This is a genomic window from Sulfurospirillum halorespirans DSM 13726 (assembly GCF_001723605.1).
GTDB lineage: Bacteria > Campylobacterota > Campylobacteria > Campylobacterales > Sulfurospirillaceae > Sulfurospirillum > Sulfurospirillum halorespirans.
Map to the genome: position 1 here is coordinate 1,794,028 of NZ_CP017111.1, position 15,355 is coordinate 1,809,382.

Annotated in this window: 14 protein-coding genes; 5 read left to right on the top strand and 9 right to left on the bottom strand. The window is 40.7% G+C overall.

The features are described 5' to 3' along the window. Window positions 1-17: 17 nt before the first annotated feature. The 3 genes from SHALO_RS08990 to SHALO_RS09000 are packed head-to-tail and all read right to left on the bottom strand — an operon-like array spanning window position 18 to window position 2,551. Window positions 18-302, bottom strand: coding sequence for a hypothetical protein (locus SHALO_RS08990; protein WP_037956411.1), 285 nt, complete (start codon window positions 300-302; stop codon window positions 18-20). Next, window positions 302-1,219, bottom strand: a complete 918-nt coding sequence (rsmH, locus tag SHALO_RS08995; RefSeq protein WP_069478227.1) for a 16S rRNA (cytosine(1402)-N(4))-methyltransferase RsmH — start codon at window positions 1,217-1,219, stop codon at window positions 302-304. Before rsmH ends, SHALO_RS08990 begins: the two co-directional genes overlap by 1 nt. 27 nt (window positions 1,220-1,246) lie before the next feature. Further along, entirely contained in the window at window positions 1,247-2,551 is a 1,305-nt protein-coding gene (locus tag SHALO_RS09000) for an adenosylmethionine--8-amino-7-oxononanoate transaminase (protein ID WP_069478228.1), read from the bottom strand. Window positions 2,552-2,655: 104 nt separating this feature from the next. Between SHALO_RS09000 and SHALO_RS09005 the strand changes: the two genes are divergently transcribed. Genes SHALO_RS09005 through ftsZ form a run of 3 tightly spaced genes read left to right on the top strand, consistent with a single transcriptional unit; the run spans window position 2,656 to window position 6,627 of the window. Next, entirely contained in the window at window positions 2,656-4,116 is a 1,461-nt protein-coding gene (locus SHALO_RS09005) for a peptidylprolyl isomerase (protein WP_069478229.1), read from the top strand. Beyond that, on the top strand, window positions 4,117-5,493 hold the full coding sequence (ftsA, locus tag SHALO_RS09010; RefSeq protein WP_025345148.1) for a cell division protein FtsA: 1,377 nt from the start codon (window positions 4,117-4,119) through the stop codon (window positions 5,491-5,493). 15 nt (window positions 5,494-5,508) lie between these two features. After that, window positions 5,509-6,627: a cell division protein FtsZ gene (ftsZ, locus tag SHALO_RS09015; RefSeq protein WP_025345149.1), complete on the top strand. Its 1,119-nt coding sequence runs from the start codon at window positions 5,509-5,511 to the stop codon at window positions 6,625-6,627. Between the two features lie 54 nt (window positions 6,628-6,681). Here the strand turns inward: ftsZ and SHALO_RS09020 are convergent, their stop codons facing one another. The 3 genes from SHALO_RS09020 to SHALO_RS09030 are packed head-to-tail and all read right to left on the bottom strand — an operon-like array spanning window position 6,682 to window position 9,234. Then, complete coding sequence (locus SHALO_RS09020) at window positions 6,682-7,152, bottom strand: DUF4149 domain-containing protein (RefSeq protein ID WP_069478230.1); 471 nt, start codon at window positions 7,150-7,152, stop codon at window positions 6,682-6,684. Beyond that, window positions 7,149-7,970, bottom strand: a complete 822-nt coding sequence (gene prmC, locus SHALO_RS09025) for a peptide chain release factor N(5)-glutamine methyltransferase (protein WP_069478231.1) — start codon at window positions 7,968-7,970, stop codon at window positions 7,149-7,151. The genes SHALO_RS09020 and prmC overlap by 4 nt, the downstream gene beginning before the upstream one ends. Beyond that, window positions 7,960-9,234: a M48 family metallopeptidase gene (locus SHALO_RS09030; protein WP_238585224.1), complete on the bottom strand. Its 1,275-nt coding sequence runs from the start codon at window positions 9,232-9,234 to the stop codon at window positions 7,960-7,962. The genes prmC and SHALO_RS09030 overlap by 11 nt, the downstream gene beginning before the upstream one ends. Window positions 9,235-9,394: 160 nt before the next feature. On the opposite strand from SHALO_RS09030, the gene SHALO_RS09035 reads away from it, so the two are divergent. After that, entirely contained in the window at window positions 9,395-11,005 is a 1,611-nt protein-coding gene (locus tag SHALO_RS09035) for a methyl-accepting chemotaxis protein (protein WP_069478232.1), read from the top strand. A gap of 94 nt (window positions 11,006-11,099) precedes the next feature. Then, complete coding sequence (locus SHALO_RS09040) at window positions 11,100-13,058, top strand: ABC-F family ATP-binding cassette domain-containing protein (RefSeq protein WP_069478233.1); 1,959 nt, start codon at window positions 11,100-11,102, stop codon at window positions 13,056-13,058. Window positions 13,059-13,072: 14 nt separating this feature from the next. Here SHALO_RS09040 and SHALO_RS09045 read toward each other — a convergent pair whose 3' ends face one another. The 3 genes from SHALO_RS09045 to SHALO_RS09055 all read right to left on the bottom strand — a co-directional run bounded on the left by SHALO_RS09045 (window position 13,073) and on the right by SHALO_RS09055 (window position 15,352). Then, window positions 13,073-14,662, bottom strand: coding sequence for a methyl-accepting chemotaxis protein (locus SHALO_RS09045; protein WP_069478234.1), 1,590 nt, complete (start codon window positions 14,660-14,662; stop codon window positions 13,073-13,075). Continuing rightward, entirely contained in the window at window positions 14,647-14,970 is a 324-nt protein-coding gene (locus tag SHALO_RS09050; protein ID WP_084010849.1) for a hypothetical protein, read from the bottom strand. The genes SHALO_RS09045 and SHALO_RS09050 overlap by 16 nt, the downstream gene beginning before the upstream one ends. 85 nt (window positions 14,971-15,055) lie before the next feature. Continuing rightward, window positions 15,056-15,352 carry a metal-sulfur cluster assembly factor gene (locus SHALO_RS09055; RefSeq protein WP_069478235.1) on the bottom strand — a complete coding sequence of 99 codons (297 nt, stop codon included), beginning with the start codon at window positions 15,350-15,352 and terminating at the stop codon, window positions 15,056-15,058. Window positions 15,353-15,355: the final 3 nt, after the last annotated feature.

Here is a 15,355-nt window from a genome sequence, read left to right on the forward strand (position 1 = left end):
TAAGCTTACATGTAAAATTATTCGATGTAAATGGTGTCTAAAATTTGATTTTTGAAGCGAATATTTTCCAAATTTTGTTTCAAAACGCGGTTCTCTTCTTTGAGAATCGAATACTCACCATAGAGTTTATTGATGTCACGGCTCATGTAATAGATCTGATTTTTGATGTAAATACGTGGCAAAATGACCAAAAAAGCGACACACATCACCATATAGACAAGCAGTAAAAAACGAAAGTCAAGATTTCTCTCGACTTTTTGCTCGGCATCGTACTGCTCTAAAAGATCATTTTTATCGTCCATTACGCCCTCTTGATCTCAAAAACACGCAGCTTCGCACTGCGGCTTCGCGGGTTTTTTTTCACTTCAGCGTTCGTTGCTTCGATCGGTTTTTTACTAATGAGTTTGCCCAAAGCATGGTTATTGCCACACAGACATCGCATTACAGAAGGCGGGCAAATGCAGTTTTGAGACCAGAACTTAAAGGTCTGCTTCACAATGCGATCTTCTAGTGAATGAAACGAGATGATGCCCACAATGCAATGCTCAAAATTCGCATTTTTAATGCTCTCTAAAAGCTCTGTAAGCACCCCTAGTTCGTTATTGACTTCAATGCGAATGGCTTGAAAAAGAAGCGTTGAAGGATGGATACTCTTTTTACCACCCACTTTTTCGGCTAATTTTGAAAGCTCTTTGGCACTCTGTAAAGGGGCTTTTGCTCTGGCTTCACAGATCACATTCGCCAGCTTTTTATACTCGTGAATCTCACCATACTCGCGCAAAATAAACTCTAACTCCTCTTGTGAGTAGTGATTGACCACCTCATAAGCACTCAGCTCTTGCTTTGGATTCATGCGCATATCAAGCACATCCGAATCAAAGGCAAATCCGCGCTCTTTTTTATCGAGTTGCAACGAGGAGACACCAATGTCTGCAAGAATGCCGCGAATTGGCAGATGCGCATACTTAGCAATCACCGAAGCAAAATTACCATGGTGAAGGCTCACGCGATCGCCAAAGCGCTCTAACCTTTTTTGGCTAAAAGCGAGCGCTTCTTCGTCTTGGTCACACCCAATGAGCTTGATGTGAGGATTTTGCTCCAAAAGAGCCTCACTGTGCCCACCGTATCCGAGCGTACAATCCACAATAATCCCCTCAGAAAGAGCAAAAAAAGCCGCTTTAACCTCTTCTAAAAGTACGGGAATATGGGGAATGTTCACGGTGTATCCTTCTTCAAAATGGTTCTATTATAGACTCTTTAGGCTTACAATCGCCTCATACGCCACATCCATCATCGTCTCAATCTCTTTACATGTAATGATAAAAGGAGGCATAAAATAGACAACATTGCCTAATGGACGCAAAATCACACCCTTTTTCATGGCATACTCAAAGATTTTAAGATTGACCCGAAAATCAATCGGATACACGTCCAGTTCCACCGCTGCAATCATCCCTGTTTGACGGACTTTCTGCACATTAGGAAGTGATTTAAAACGCTCCAACTTCGAAGCGATCAACGCAATTTTTTCCTGATTTTGCTCTAGAATAGACTCATTTTCAAAGATGTCTAAAGTCGCATTTGCCGCACTGCACGCCAAAGGATTTCCCGTATAACTGTGTGAGTGTAAAAACGCCTTAAATTCGGAGTAATCACAATAAAAAGCATCGTACACGTCTTGGGTTGTTAGCACCACAGAAAGAGGCAGATAACCCCCTGTTAGTCCTTTAGAAAGCGTCATAAAATCAGGGCTAACATGGGCATATTCGCAGGCAAACATCTTACCTGTTCTACCAAAGCCAACAGCGATTTCATCGGCGATTAAGTGAACCCCATAGCGATCACACAGTTTGCGTGCCAGTGAGATATAAAGCGGATGGTACATGTTCATTCCACCCGAACATTGCACCAAGGGTTCAATGATAAAAGCAGAAATCTGATCGGCTTTTTCTTTAAAAATTTCCTCCAACGCATCAGCAGCTTTGATGGCACTCTCTTCACTTTGATCTTTGGGTACAGGTGTCTGAATCGTTTGCAAGAGAATATCTTCAAATACCTCTTTGTACAGTTTGACGTCCCCAACGGCTAAAGCACCGATCGTTTCGCCATGATAGCTGTTTTCCAAAGAGACAAATAACGGTCGTTTTTGCCCTCTGTTTTTATGATATTGAAAGCTCATTTTAAGAGCAACTTCAATGGCACTAGAGCCGTTATCGGCATAAAAACACTTCACCAGCCCTTTTGGAGCCAAGGCACAAAGCCTTTTTGAGAGCTTAATGATCGGTTCATGCGTAAATCCCGCAAAAATAACGTGTTCGAGTGTCTCTAATTGCTCTTTAATTTTTTGATTGATATACGGATTGCAATGCCCAAAAAGATTGACCCACCACGAACTAACACCATCGATATAACGGTTATCTTCAAAATCGACTAAATAGACTCCTTCGCCTCTTTGAATGGGAATAATCGGAAGTGTCTCGTGGTCTTTCATCTGCGTGCAGGGGTGCCATATATGCTTTAGGTCATCTTCAATTAACATTTTCGTGTTCATTGTTACTTTTTACCTTTTTTGTTAGGAGTTTCACGCGATTTATGGTTATTTAATAACTATATAGATAGAATTATAGCAAAATACAAAGTTCTCAAAGGGCATGAATGATTACCTGGATGCAACGTCACAAGAAATATTTGGTCATCACTATCTGGATTAGCACAATAGCGTTTGTAGGCGCTGGTTTTGTGGGATGGGGTGCTTATGATATGAACACAGATCGTGCCGCATCTGTCGCAAAAGTAGGTCATCGAACCATCTCTGTCCAAGAATTCCAATCCGCTTATGCAAGCCACTATAACTTTTACAACAATCTCTTAGGTGGTAAACTTACCCAAGAACAAGCCGATCAGATGGGTCTCGATAAAATTGTGATGAACACGCTAGTGAATCAAGCACTTCTTTTGAACTACGCTGATGAAATCGGCCTTGTTGCAACCAAAGACGATGTTAAAGAGCGCCTTATTAACACACCAACCTTTCAAACAGATGGCGTGTTTAACAAAGAACTCTATTATTCTATTCTGAAAGCCAATCGCATCAATCCAAGCGACTATGAAAATGGACTTGAAAAAGAGATTTTGAATGCAAAACTCGAAAACTTTTTTAAACTAACACCCACACCTAAAGAGATTGATCTTTTTGCATCTGCTTTCTTTATGGAAGATCGCCTCTCCGTTGCCGCTGTGACACTTGATGCCAACGAAGTGACACTCAATGAAGATGCCATTAAAGCCTACTGGGACAAGAACAAATCCAATTACCTTACGAAAAAAAGCTATACGCTTGAACTGCTCAATCTTCCTGCTTCTCAAGCCAAATTTGATGATAAAACGTTAGAGGAATTTTTCGCACTCGAGAAACACAACTACATTCATCCTGATGGGAAGCTGATGAGTTTTGAAGAGGCAAAAACAAAAGTTGCTGTTGACTTAAGACTTAAAAACGATAAAAAGAGTTCTTTAGAAGCCTATCTTGCTTTCAAAAAAGGTGAACTACCTGCAAGTGAGACTAAAATAATTTTTGATGATGACACCACCTACCCACTTGATAAGATTCAAGTAGTAGCCAAAGATGAAGTGTTAAAACCTGTTGTAATTAAGGACAGTTACGTTATTATCAAGGTGAAAACGATTCAATTCCCTGAGCCTATGTCTTATGAAATGGCGAAGAAAGATGCCAGTCGTGATCTTTTAGAAGAGCTTAAAAGTGCAGCATTAGAGAAGAAAGCTGTCGCCAAACTTGAAAACTTCACAGGAAGTGACATTGGCTTCGTTAGTCGTGATTCTGTAAAATCAATTGCAGGGCTTAGTGAAGCAAAAAGTGCTGAATTTTTAAGTCACGTTTTTGATAACACAACCAAAAAAGGTTATAAAATTATCGATGGAAAAGCCATTGTATACGAGGTTCTGGAACAAAAGTTGCTTAACAAGGACAAGGCTAAGCAGTATGTTAGTATGATTAGTGAAAATGTTTTACAAGTGAAACAAGCTGAATTAAACCAAAATCTTATTAAAAAGCTCGCTACTGCATACAAAGTCGAGCAATACTACAAAGGAAAATAGTTGAGCACTACGATTTTAGGTATCGACATTGGTTCAACCAAGATTTGCGCTATTATCGCTCAAAAAAACGATGATGGCGATGTCAAAATCTTAGGGGCAGGTATTGCAAAGTCTCAAGGTCTTAAAAAAGGTATTATTACCAATATTGACCTTGCATCAAAGTCGATTCGTAATGCACTCAATGATGCAAAAAGAGTCGCAGGAACGCAGTACGAAAAAGTCATCGTTTCGATCTCTGGCGCGTACACAAAAAGTGTTGATAGCAGTGGCATTGTCAACATTCCTAACCGTGATATTGGCATCAAAGAGATCAATCGTGCGATGCAAATGGCAGATCACAATGCCAACATTCCGAACGAATATGAAAAACTGCACGTACTCCCTTACAATTTCAAAGTAGACGATCAAGAGTTTATTGAAGATCCTCTTGGCATGAATGGCGCGCGCCTTGAGGTGCAAGTCCATATTATTACCGCTCAAAAATCATCCCTAAGTAACCTTAGAAAAGCCGTTAAATCAGCAGGTGTTGAGATTGACAACATCGTTCTTGGCTGTTATGCCTCAGCGATTGCCGTTTTAAATCACGATGAGAGAGAACTGGGCGTTGCGGTGATTGATATGGGTGGCGCTACATGTAATGTGATGATCCATGCAGGTAATTCCATGCGTTTTAACGACTATTTAGGTGTAGGCTCACTCAATATCACGAATGATCTCTCAACTGCTCTTCATACACCACTGGGTGCAGCAGAAGAGATCAAAATCAATTATGGCTCACTCAAAAGCAATTCCAATGAACTGATCGAACTCCCTGTCATTGGGGATGATGGTTCGACTCACGAAGTCTCTCTCAATATTGTCTCTAATGTTATTTATGTGAGGGTTGAAGAGACACTGATGATCTTAGCCAAAACACTTGAAGACAGTAGTTTTAAAGAACAAATTGGTGCAGGTGTCGTGTTAACAGGTGGAATGACAAAGCTCGATGGCATTAGAGAATTGGCATCCGCCATTTTCGACAATGTGCCTATCAGAATTGCCAAACCAAGAGAGATGGATGGACTCTTTGAGACACTCAGAGATCCAAGCTATGCAACAGCCATTGGTCTTGTTTTGTACGGCGGAGGTCACTTCACACCGTATGAGATCGATTCTAACAAAAAATTACGCTACAAAGATGAGACGATAGAACCAACCAAACACCACCACCAAGAGACATTTGATGATGGTGAAGAGGCTGAGGAAAATGAAATTGGAACACTTCCTGCTTCAGAGAGTAATGCAAAAGAGAAATTAAAAGATCTTGCAAACATCCAGGAAGAACATAGCGAGGGTTTTGGCTCAAAACTATGGAACAGACTGACACAATTATTTTAAAGAGGGGTAAGAGGTATGAACGGATTTAGCATAGAAGAATCAAAATGTGTATACGGAGCTAAAATCAAAGTTATCGGTGTTGGCGGTGGCGGTGGTAATATGATTAACCACATGGTAAGAGAAGGTATCGAAGGTATCGATCTTATCGCAGCAAACACTGACGCACAAGCCCTTGAAAATTGTTTGGCTAAAACAAAAATTCAACTCGGTAAAAAAGGCTTAGGTGCAGGTATGCGCCCTGATATTGGTCGAGAATCTGCATTAGAGAGTTACGAAGAGATCAAAAGTTCTTTAGAAAAAGCTGACATTGTTTTTATCGCATCTGGTTTTGGTGGAGGCACTGGAACAGGAGCTGCACCTGTCGTTGCACAAGCGGCTAAAGAGGTCGGTGCATTAACCGTTGCTGTTGTGACACGCCCCTTTATGTTTGAAGGTAAAAAAAGAGCTAAACTGGCAGAACTTGGCATTAATGAACTGCGTAAAGAGAGTGATTCGATTGTCATCATCCCTAATGACAAACTTCTTGCTATTGTGGATGCAAAATTTGGTATCAAAGACAGTTTTAAAATCGTTGATGATGTTTTAAGTCGTGCTGTTAGCGGTATGAGTTTGGTTGTTCTTTCATCCGGTCAAAGTGACATCAATGTTGACTTTGCTGACGTACAAACCGTTATGAGTCATCGTGGTATGGCACTTATGGGAATTGGTGAGAGCACGGGTGAAGATGCAGCGATGGAAGCGATTAAGAGTGCTATTGAGTCCCCTCTACTTGATAACCTCTCCATTAACGGCGCTCTTGGCGTCTTGGTTCACTTCCAAATTCCTTCAAGCTATCCTATCACGGAAATCAGCAATGCAATGCAGCTTATTCTTGATTGTGCGGATGAAGATGCTGATGTTATCTTTGGTACAACTACCAGTGAAGATATGGAAGAAAACAGTGTCAAAGTGACCATTGTTGCAACAGGATTTGAAAATAAAGTCGAAGCATCAAAAGAGCTCAAGATGCTTAACAGCAATCAAGAATCAATCAAAAAAGAGCGTATTTTACGCATGAAAAAAGTAAGTGGTGGCTATGAGGGACAAGATGACTATCTTGATATCCCTACCTACATTAGACACCAAATGGATTAGTAAAACCTCGTTATACCCTCTTCTATGTAGGAGAAGAAGCCTTGGCTTCTTCTCCTATTTTTGACTTAACCAACTCCTTCTGATAAATAACACAAATTGCGCTACCATCAAAGCTTTCATGACCCATTCACTCTGTTTGTGCATCGTAGCAAACGCTTCGGTTATTGTCTCCGTAGCGCCTAATTGTTGCGCGTGAATGATAAATGGCGTATAGTAATAAAGAAAAAGCCCTGTCCCAACAACAATCATAAGCGATAAAAAGAAGGAGAGAAAATCATAATTTTTACGCATCATAAAGACTTGCACTTCATAAATAATGCTGTAAAGTGCCGCAAAACCAATGACAAGGTTCATTTTCAAGAAGACTTGTGTCATCAAAATACCGCTTTGAAAATGGCTCAAAACGCCCTCACCTAAATACTTTTCTGGGAAAAAGATCACTGGTGCTATAAACGCACCCGCCGCAATTTCAACACCGATTGCAATGCCAAGCATCGCCAAATAAATCACCATAAAACTTCTCATTGTTGCTCCTTAATCCAAAATCCACGATCTAGCCCTGCTAAATCTTTGTAAAACGACACGTTCAAACCTTTTTCTTTTACATGTAAAGCAATAGGCTCACGCTGATCGTATCCCATTTCACAGACTAACGCCTTAACCTCTCGTTGCACAAAAAGATCAATAATCTGACACAACATCTCATCGCCCCTACTTCCGCCATACAGCGCTAATGAAGGCTCAAAAGAGAGTCCAATGCCTAAAGGCTCGCTATTGGCAATATAAGGAGGATTGGAGACGAGCATATCGATCTTTTCTGTGACCCCATCCAAATAACTCCCTTCCACAAAGTGAATGCGATCGCTCACACCGTGTTTTTGGGCATTGTGCACGCTTACATGTAAAGCGTCACGGGAAAGATCAACCGCGGTTATGTTAGCCTTAGGAAGCAGGAGAGAGAGCATAATAGAGACAATGCCACTCCCACAACCAATCTCGACAATATGTGCTTCCTCTGGCAACGTTTTGGCAAGTTCAACGGCTTTATCGACCAGAAGTTCCGTTTCAGGTCTTGGAATGAGTACGCGTGAATCGACATCAAAAACTCTTCCATAAAAACTGGCTTTTCCTAAAATATACTCCAAAGGCTCATGGCGTGCACGGCGTTCTAGAAGTTCCATAAAACGCTCATGTTCGCCACTTTCATCATCACTATGCCCCATGATCCAACTGATCTCTTTACCCAACACTTCAGCCAAAAGGATCATCGCCTCTTTTTGAGGAATCTCTGTGACATCGCGAAGTTGCTCCGTCCCTAAACGCACGAGGTCGTTAATGCGCAAGAGCCGCTCCTTCATCAAAGTGCATTCCAAGCTTCTTAAGTCTTTCCGTAAGCGGTGGATGGGTAAAATAAAGTGCGATCGTTAACGGATGCGAAAGAGGAAAACTTTTATTTTCATCCGCCAATTTGACCAAGGCTGAAGCAAGGGCTTCTTGGCTCTCACACTCACTGCCATACTCATCGGCTTTGTACTCATTGTAGCGACTCACAAGCCCAAAAAGAGGCATCAAAACAAACGAGAGCAGTGGTGAAAACATTAAGAAAAGTATCATCACACTACCTGCGGATTTGTTTACATGTAAAGCATCAAAAAGCTCCTCTGGAAGGTTTCCAAAGAGTGCGAACATAAGCAACAGCATCAGCGCACTGGAGGCAATATTTTTTAGAATATCGTTGTGTTTAAAATGACCCAATTCATGTCCTAAAACAGCTAAGAGTTCGTGTTTTTCAAGCTTTGCGATTAAGGTATCAAACAGCACAACGCGTTTGGAACGTCCTAAACCTCCAAAATAAGCATTGAGTCTGTTGTCCCGTTTACTCGCATCCAAGCTAAACACACCACTGCTCTTAAGCCCTGCTTTTTGCAAAAGGGCTTCAATGGAGCTTTTAAGATTTTTATCTTCAAGTGGGGTTAGTTTATTGAACAGAGGAACGATCACGATGGGATAGATCATATTGATAAACAAAATAACCACAAAAGCAAATAAAAATCCATAAAACCACCAATAGTCATACGCCATAATAATCGCACTCATCGCCCAGAAAAAGGCTCCACCCAAAATCACGAACATCAATGCTGCTTTGATTTGATCAAGGATGAATGTCTTGACATCAATCGTTGAAAAGCCAAACTTTTTATCGAGCCCAAAGGTCTGGTACAGATCAAACGGAAACGATAAAGCATAATTAATTGCAATAAAGCTCATTACCAAGAGTACTGAACGAAGGGCTTCGTTGCCCATAATGAGTGTTGCATCAAGCGTTGAGAGTCCAAATGTGATCCAGCCAAAAAAGAGGATAAAATCAAACAATGTGCTGACAATAGAGAATTTTTGCGAAGCGATTTTATACGCAGCCGCCTTGGCGTAATTTGCAGGTGAGAGAATAATCGCTTTAAAACTGCGCGCGTTGGTTACAAAACCTATCTCCATGAATGCCGCGTAGAGTTTAATGAGAAGATAAACGATATAAAAGAGTGTTAAGAGTTCTAACATAGAGTCTTTTCCTTTGATAAATTGAAAGACATTATCATACCAGTTTTTCATCAATATTCCCTAAACAAATGCAACACATTTGCAACGCTAGCGTGCTATGATTTTCTCAGAAATAAGTTCTTTCCTTTTTTTCTAGTAACACAACGGGTTATTTAAATATTTTATTAGGAAAATGAGTTTAGAATAATATATAACACAAAAGGAGTCTCTTATGACAATTGGAAAACAACTCTTAGCTATGTTAGCCATCGCTATAGTAGGAGCCTGTACTATCTTTGGTATTAGCATCACCAAGATGGATAAGGTTTATGAGGAAACGAATTATGTCACTGTCAATTCACTACCAAGCGTTCTTTCCCTCAGTGATGCTATGCTTTTTGGACTCCGCCTTCGTTTAGTCATGTGGGAGCATATTACGCAAGAGGATAAAGAGGTTAATGCAAAGTCCAAAGAAGGAATACTCGGTACTTTAAATGACCTCTCAAAAGAGTTGGATCAATATGGGAAACTGACGAGTGATGCTAAAGATAAAGCAATGCTAGAAAAAGACCTTGCAGCCTTTGAAAAATTTAAAGTCTTGGTTAACGATATTTTAAAGCTATCAGAAACAGGGCACAAAGCAGAAGCGTCTATCGCTTTTAATAAAGCACGCCCTACGCTAAAAGTCTTAACAACAGCGCTTGATGAACACATGAATTACAATTTGGAATTAGCGAAAACAATGGCATCGGATGCTGCACATGAAAAACAAAGTGCCAATACCATGATGATTATTGTCGTTTTACTTGTGGTTGGAACAACCATTTTCTTAAGTATTATCATCCGCAATAACATCATGCAAGGTGTGCATCTTGTACGTGATAGCATTGGTAATTTCGTTCGCACGAAAGAGCTTCATTTTCGTATCTCTTACACCAAACACAATGAGATTAAAGAGATGGTTGATAGTTTTAATACCTTGGTTGAAACGCTTGAACTTACCATTAAAGATGCAAAGAACTCTTCGAATGAAAACGCCTCTGTTTCACATGAGCTCAGTACCACCAGTATGCAAATAGGTCGTAATGCAGAGCAAAGCTCTACGATTGTTGAGAATACGATACATGAGATTGAAGCTATTAAAATCTTTGTACAAGAGACAGCAACACTTTCCGAAGGGATGAAACAGAGCATCGCTACAGCAGGAAGTCGCCTTGAGAATGCCAAAAATGAGGTTATTTCACTGCGTGGAGAGATGGATCAAGCCAGTCACTCCGAATCAGCCCTTGCTCAAAAATTGGAGCAGATGAGTCATGATGCGGAACAAGTCAAACAGATCCTTACGGTCATCTCTGACATTGCCGATCAGACCAATTTGCTAGCCCTTAATGCTGCCATAGAAGCTGCGCGTGCAGGTGAACATGGACGTGGGTTTGCAGTTGTGGCGGATGAAGTACGAAAGTTGGCTGAACGCACGCAAAGCTCGCTTACAGAGATCAATGCCACCATCAATGTCATTGTCCAATCCATCGTCGATTCATCCGAGCAGATGGGCAGAAATGCTAAAAACATTCAAAGGCTCTCCACGGTTTCGAGTGGTGTTGAAACGACCATTTTAGGAACCACACAGGTCATGGATGAGAGTGTTAATGCGGTTACGATCAGTGCTCAAAATTCTCGAAAGATTTCACAAGATACCGACAAGATCGTTGAGATGGTCACCAATATCAACACGTTAACCTCACAAAATGCCAGAAGTGTTGAAGAGATCGCAGCAGCAGCGGATCACCTTTCTCGCTTGGCTGAAAATCTTAACAACAAACTCAACCAGTTCCAATCCTAGCTAAACTTTAGGGGTAAAGTGTAAAAACTTTACCCATCCTCTGTTTTTCATCTTAATGGTATAATACGCGCAAAAAACGAAATGGGGCATTTATTTGGCACTTTTAGATTTAATTGGTATCAGCAAAGCCTATGAAACACAAAAAATTTTAACCAACGTTGATTTTTCTCTGCATGAGGGAGAACGTGTTGCCATCATTGGCAAAAACGGTGGGGGAAAATCAACCCTGATGAAGATCGTTTTTGGCGTATTGGAAGCAGATGAAGGGAGACGAATTCTTCAAAAAAATGCCAAAGTGGGCATGTTAGATCAAACCCCTCGTTTTAAAGAGGGAATGAACGTCAAAGAGGCGATTGAAGAGGAACTTAAAGAGCTCAAAACGGCGCGCCTTCGTTACGAAGAGGTTATTAAAACGTTAGAGCATGACTATCACAATGAAGCATTGCTAGCAGAACAATCGCAACTAGTTACCTTTTTAGATCTGCATGATGCGTGGAGTTTGGATGAAAAGATCGAGCAAGTTTTGCAAGAGTTTGATCTTAAACAGTTTGAACACAGCGATGTCAATCTTTTAAGCGGTGGCGAACAACGCCGTGTCACGCTTGCAGGTCTCATTCTTCAAAAACCCGATATTTTGCTTTTAGATGAACCGACCAACCATTTGGATGTTTACATGGTTGAGTTTTTAGAGCAGATGATTTTAAAGTCAAAATTTACCCTTCTCTTCATTTCGCATGATCGTTATTTTATCGACCATCTTGCCACGCGTACGATTGAAATCGATGATGGCAACGTGCGAAGCTTCGAGGGAGGATACGAAAATTATCTTACATGTAAAGAACTTTTGATCTTATCACTGCAAAAACAGCATGAAAATCTGCTCAAATACCTCAAAGGCGAAGAAGAGTGGCTGAGGCGTGGTGTTAAAGCAAGACTCAAGCGCAATGAAGGGCGAAAACAGAGGGTTTTTGAACTGCGCGAGTCTGCTAAAAAGAACCCATCACTGGTTCGAAAACTCAAACTAGAACTTGAGCGCGAAAAGCATAATTTCAATGGTGAGAAGATCATCAACAAACAAAAGATGCTTTTTGAGATGTACAACATCGATAAAAAGCTAGGTAACAAACTGCTGATTAAAGACTTTAGCACGCGTATCTTGCAAAAAGATCGCATTGCGATTGTCGGAAAAAATGGCGCTGGAAAATCAACCCTGCTTAAAATCTTACTGGGCGATATGAGTGTGGATGCTGGGAAATTTGATAAAGGTGAGTTTAAAGTCGGTTATTTTGACCAACAACGCCTTATGCTGGATGATAACAAAAATCTTATCGAAACCTTTTGCCCCAATGGCGGCGACCGTGTCGATGTCAAAGGTAAAAACCTTCATGTCTTTGGCTATCTTAAAGATTTTCTCTTTCCCAAAGAGGATCTCAACAAAAAAATCGGTATTTTAAGCGGTGGAGAAAAAAACCGTGTGGCACTTGCTCTGCTTTTTTCGCAAGAGGTGGATTGTTTGATTTTGGATGAACCGACGAATGATTTGGATATTCCTACGATTAATATTTTAGAAGAGTACATTCAAAGCTTCGGAGGTGCGGTTATTTTTGTCAGCCATGACCGTTACTTTGTTGATAAAATTGCAAGCAAGCTGTATGTGTTTAAAGGTGAAGGGATCATTGAAGAGAGTTACCAAGGTTACAGCGAATATTTAGAGATTGAAAAAGAGATCAAAGAGTTAGATGCCATGGAAGCAATCCAAGAAGTATCCTCAGAGGAGAAAGAAGAGCCAAAGGCACAAAAAGCTAAAGAGAGTGTGCCAACAAAACTCAGTTATAAAGAACAGCGTGCGCTTGAAACCTTGCCACTGCAAATTCAAACACTGGAAGATGAAATCATCGCGATTAAAAAATGTCTTGAAGATCCTGAGTGTTATCAACAGATTGGTCTTACGAAGCTGAGTCAAAATCTCGAAGAGAAAGAGGCACGCTTAGAGCCTCTAATTGAAGAGCTTTTAGAGATAGAAGAGAAAGTTGAGATGATGCAAAGAGGCTAAAAAGCCTCACTGCATCAGGCTTTAAAGGTTGAAAGCGTCGTATCAAGACTCTGAGAAGACTCAAGCATTGTTTGAGAAATGCGAGAAAGTTCCCCTGCAATTTTTTCATTGTTATCGGATAAGCTCAATGTTTTTTTCATCTGTTCCATCATTTGATTGGTCAGATGGGAGATTTCAACGACCTTTTTAGAGGCTTTTTTAGAGACATCAATTGAGACTAATGTACGATTTTTGGTCTCTTCCGTTGCACTTTGAACTCCAAATGCGTTTTGGGAAATCTGACTAATATTTTCAGCATTGACTTCCATATTGGAACTGAGCTGCGTCACACCTTGAACAATCACCCCAATCGTCGCGTCAATCTCAGCCAATGATTTTTGGGTACGTTCAGCCAGTTTTCGCACTTCATCCGCCACAACCGCAAATCCACGACCATGTTCACCTGCACGCGCAGCTTCAATGGCGGCATTAAGGGCTAGCAAATTGGTCTGATCGGCAATATCTTTGATCATTGCCAACACGCCTTTGATCTGCTCCGTTTGTGCCACCACACTTTGAATCTGATGTGCCATCTCTTGCTCAGAATCGCTCGCCGCATTGATTTTTTGCACTACTTCATTGAGTGATAGACTCATGGTTTCTAAAACACTAAACGAGGAGCTGTTGTCTTCAACCGTATGAATCGCAAGCTCTTCGGAGAGGTCAAGATCGGCTTCAATGTCTTTCATCAAATCAAACGACATTTTAATCTGTTGAGCTTGTTCCACCACACCTTGGGAAAAGGCAACCGCATTGGAATTGAGCATTTCGCCGGTATGTTCAACGTTTTGTGAAATTTTTTGTGAACTTAAAATGATTGATTGGATTTTCTCAATAAAAATATTAATAGACTGAGCAATCTCACCCATTTCATCTTGACTGTTAATCTTCACGCGCGCCGTCAAATCGCCATTTCCACTTGAAAGATCACGCACACGCTCCAGTAAAATCTCCAAAGGATTGCCCACAACACGTTTGAGTACCCACATCATCAGTACCGAAGTGATCAGCAATGAAAGGGAAAAGATACTCACCAATTTCCAACTCACATCACCAATGTACGCATCAATTTCGGCAAAAGAAAAGGTCATATCCATAACCCCTAAAACATCTCCTTTTTGAGACGTTGCATGGCAGGCTAAACAATCAGGCTCAGCAATAAGAGGTTTTAAAAGTCGTAAACGGTGCCCTTTCTCATCATCAAGCGTTATATTGTGATGTGTTGGATTTTTAAAAATATTCACAACGGCGGTGTCGGTTGAAAGCTTGGCATCGATGCCAAAGGTATCAATGACCGCTTGTGATTGGTGAATCTTAAGCTCTTTGATCCCCTTCATCGCACCCGCTTCTTGCAATGATTTTTCAATCAAAGCACGATCTCCCAAGTTCATGGCAGCACGAACGGTCTGAAAAACCGATTGGCTCAGCAAATTGAGATTATTTTCACTTTGCATTTGAGATGATTTTTTAAACTCACCGACGATGAAAAATTGTAAAACAATAAAACTACCCAATAAAAGAGGAATAAGCGTTAACCCTATTTTTAAACCTATGCCTTTGCGCATCTGTAGGCCTTTCGAACGTTCATCACATCAATTAAATTCATATCTTCAAGCATTTCATACAACTCTTCACTTCCAACGTTTACATGTAAAGCGATTTTGTCCATTTCAATCGATTTAATGACATAACCAATGACGGACGACGTGATAATGAAAGAGTCTTTAATGATAAGATTGATGATGGTATCTGGATGTTGCTCATGCGTTTTTCGAATCGCCTCTTTAATTGTCTGTGCATTTGCGATTGTTTTGATGGTACCTGAAACCACAATATCAACATGTTCGCTGTGCACTTTGGTCATTAAATCCATTCTGCCTCCAAAATCAAAAATTAATCTTTATTATAGTATATATTTACTCGATTTTGGAATTAATAAATCCTTATAATGACACACATTAACCACACAGTTCCTTTTTGACACGTTCACTTGCCATTGAGATATTCCAAGCAGGCTCCCACACGATTTCGATCTCGCACATCTCCACCTCTTCTATCGTTAAAACCGCATCTTTCGTCCATTGTTGAATCAGCTCATGCAGAGGGCAACCTTTGGTGGAGAGCGTCATCGTAACCAATACCTGTTTAGTGTCAATTTTGACATCGTAAATCAGCCCTAAAGCGACAATATCAAACCCAACTTCAGGGTCTATGACGGTTTCAATGGCAGCGTAAACCGCTTCTTTTGTTATCATTTT

What these genes read in the sequence shown, in the direction of transcription:
- SHALO_RS08990 (WP_037956411.1), bottom strand. Translation starts at nt 302, where the DNA reads ATGGACGATAAAAATGATCTTTTAGAGCAGTACGATGCCGAGCAAAAA.
- SHALO_RS09000 (WP_069478228.1), bottom strand. Translation starts at nt 2,551, where the DNA reads ATGAACACGAAAATGTTAATTGAAGATGACCTAAAGCATATATGGCAC.
- SHALO_RS09005 (WP_069478229.1), top strand. Translation starts at nt 2,656, where the DNA reads ATGATTACCTGGATGCAACGTCACAAGAAATATTTGGTCATCACTATC.
- ftsZ (WP_025345149.1), top strand. Translation starts at nt 5,509, where the DNA reads ATGAACGGATTTAGCATAGAAGAATCAAAATGTGTATACGGAGCTAAA.
- SHALO_RS09020 (WP_069478230.1), bottom strand. Translation starts at nt 7,152, where the DNA reads ATGAGAAGTTTTATGGTGATTTATTTGGCGATGCTTGGCATTGCAATC.
- SHALO_RS09030 (WP_238585224.1), bottom strand. Translation starts at nt 9,234, where the DNA reads ATGAAAAACTGGTATGATAATGTCTTTCAATTTATCAAAGGAAAAGAC.
- SHALO_RS09035 (WP_069478232.1), top strand. Translation starts at nt 9,395, where the DNA reads ATGACAATTGGAAAACAACTCTTAGCTATGTTAGCCATCGCTATAGTA.
- SHALO_RS09045 (WP_069478234.1), bottom strand. Translation starts at nt 14,662, where the DNA reads ATGCGCAAAGGCATAGGTTTAAAAATAGGGTTAACGCTTATTCCTCTT.
- SHALO_RS09050 (WP_084010849.1), bottom strand. Translation starts at nt 14,970, where the DNA reads ATGGATTTAATGACCAAAGTGCACAGCGAACATGTTGATATTGTGGTT.
- SHALO_RS09055 (WP_069478235.1), bottom strand. Translation starts at nt 15,352, where the DNA reads ATGATAACAAAAGAAGCGGTTTACGCTGCCATTGAAACCGTCATAGAC.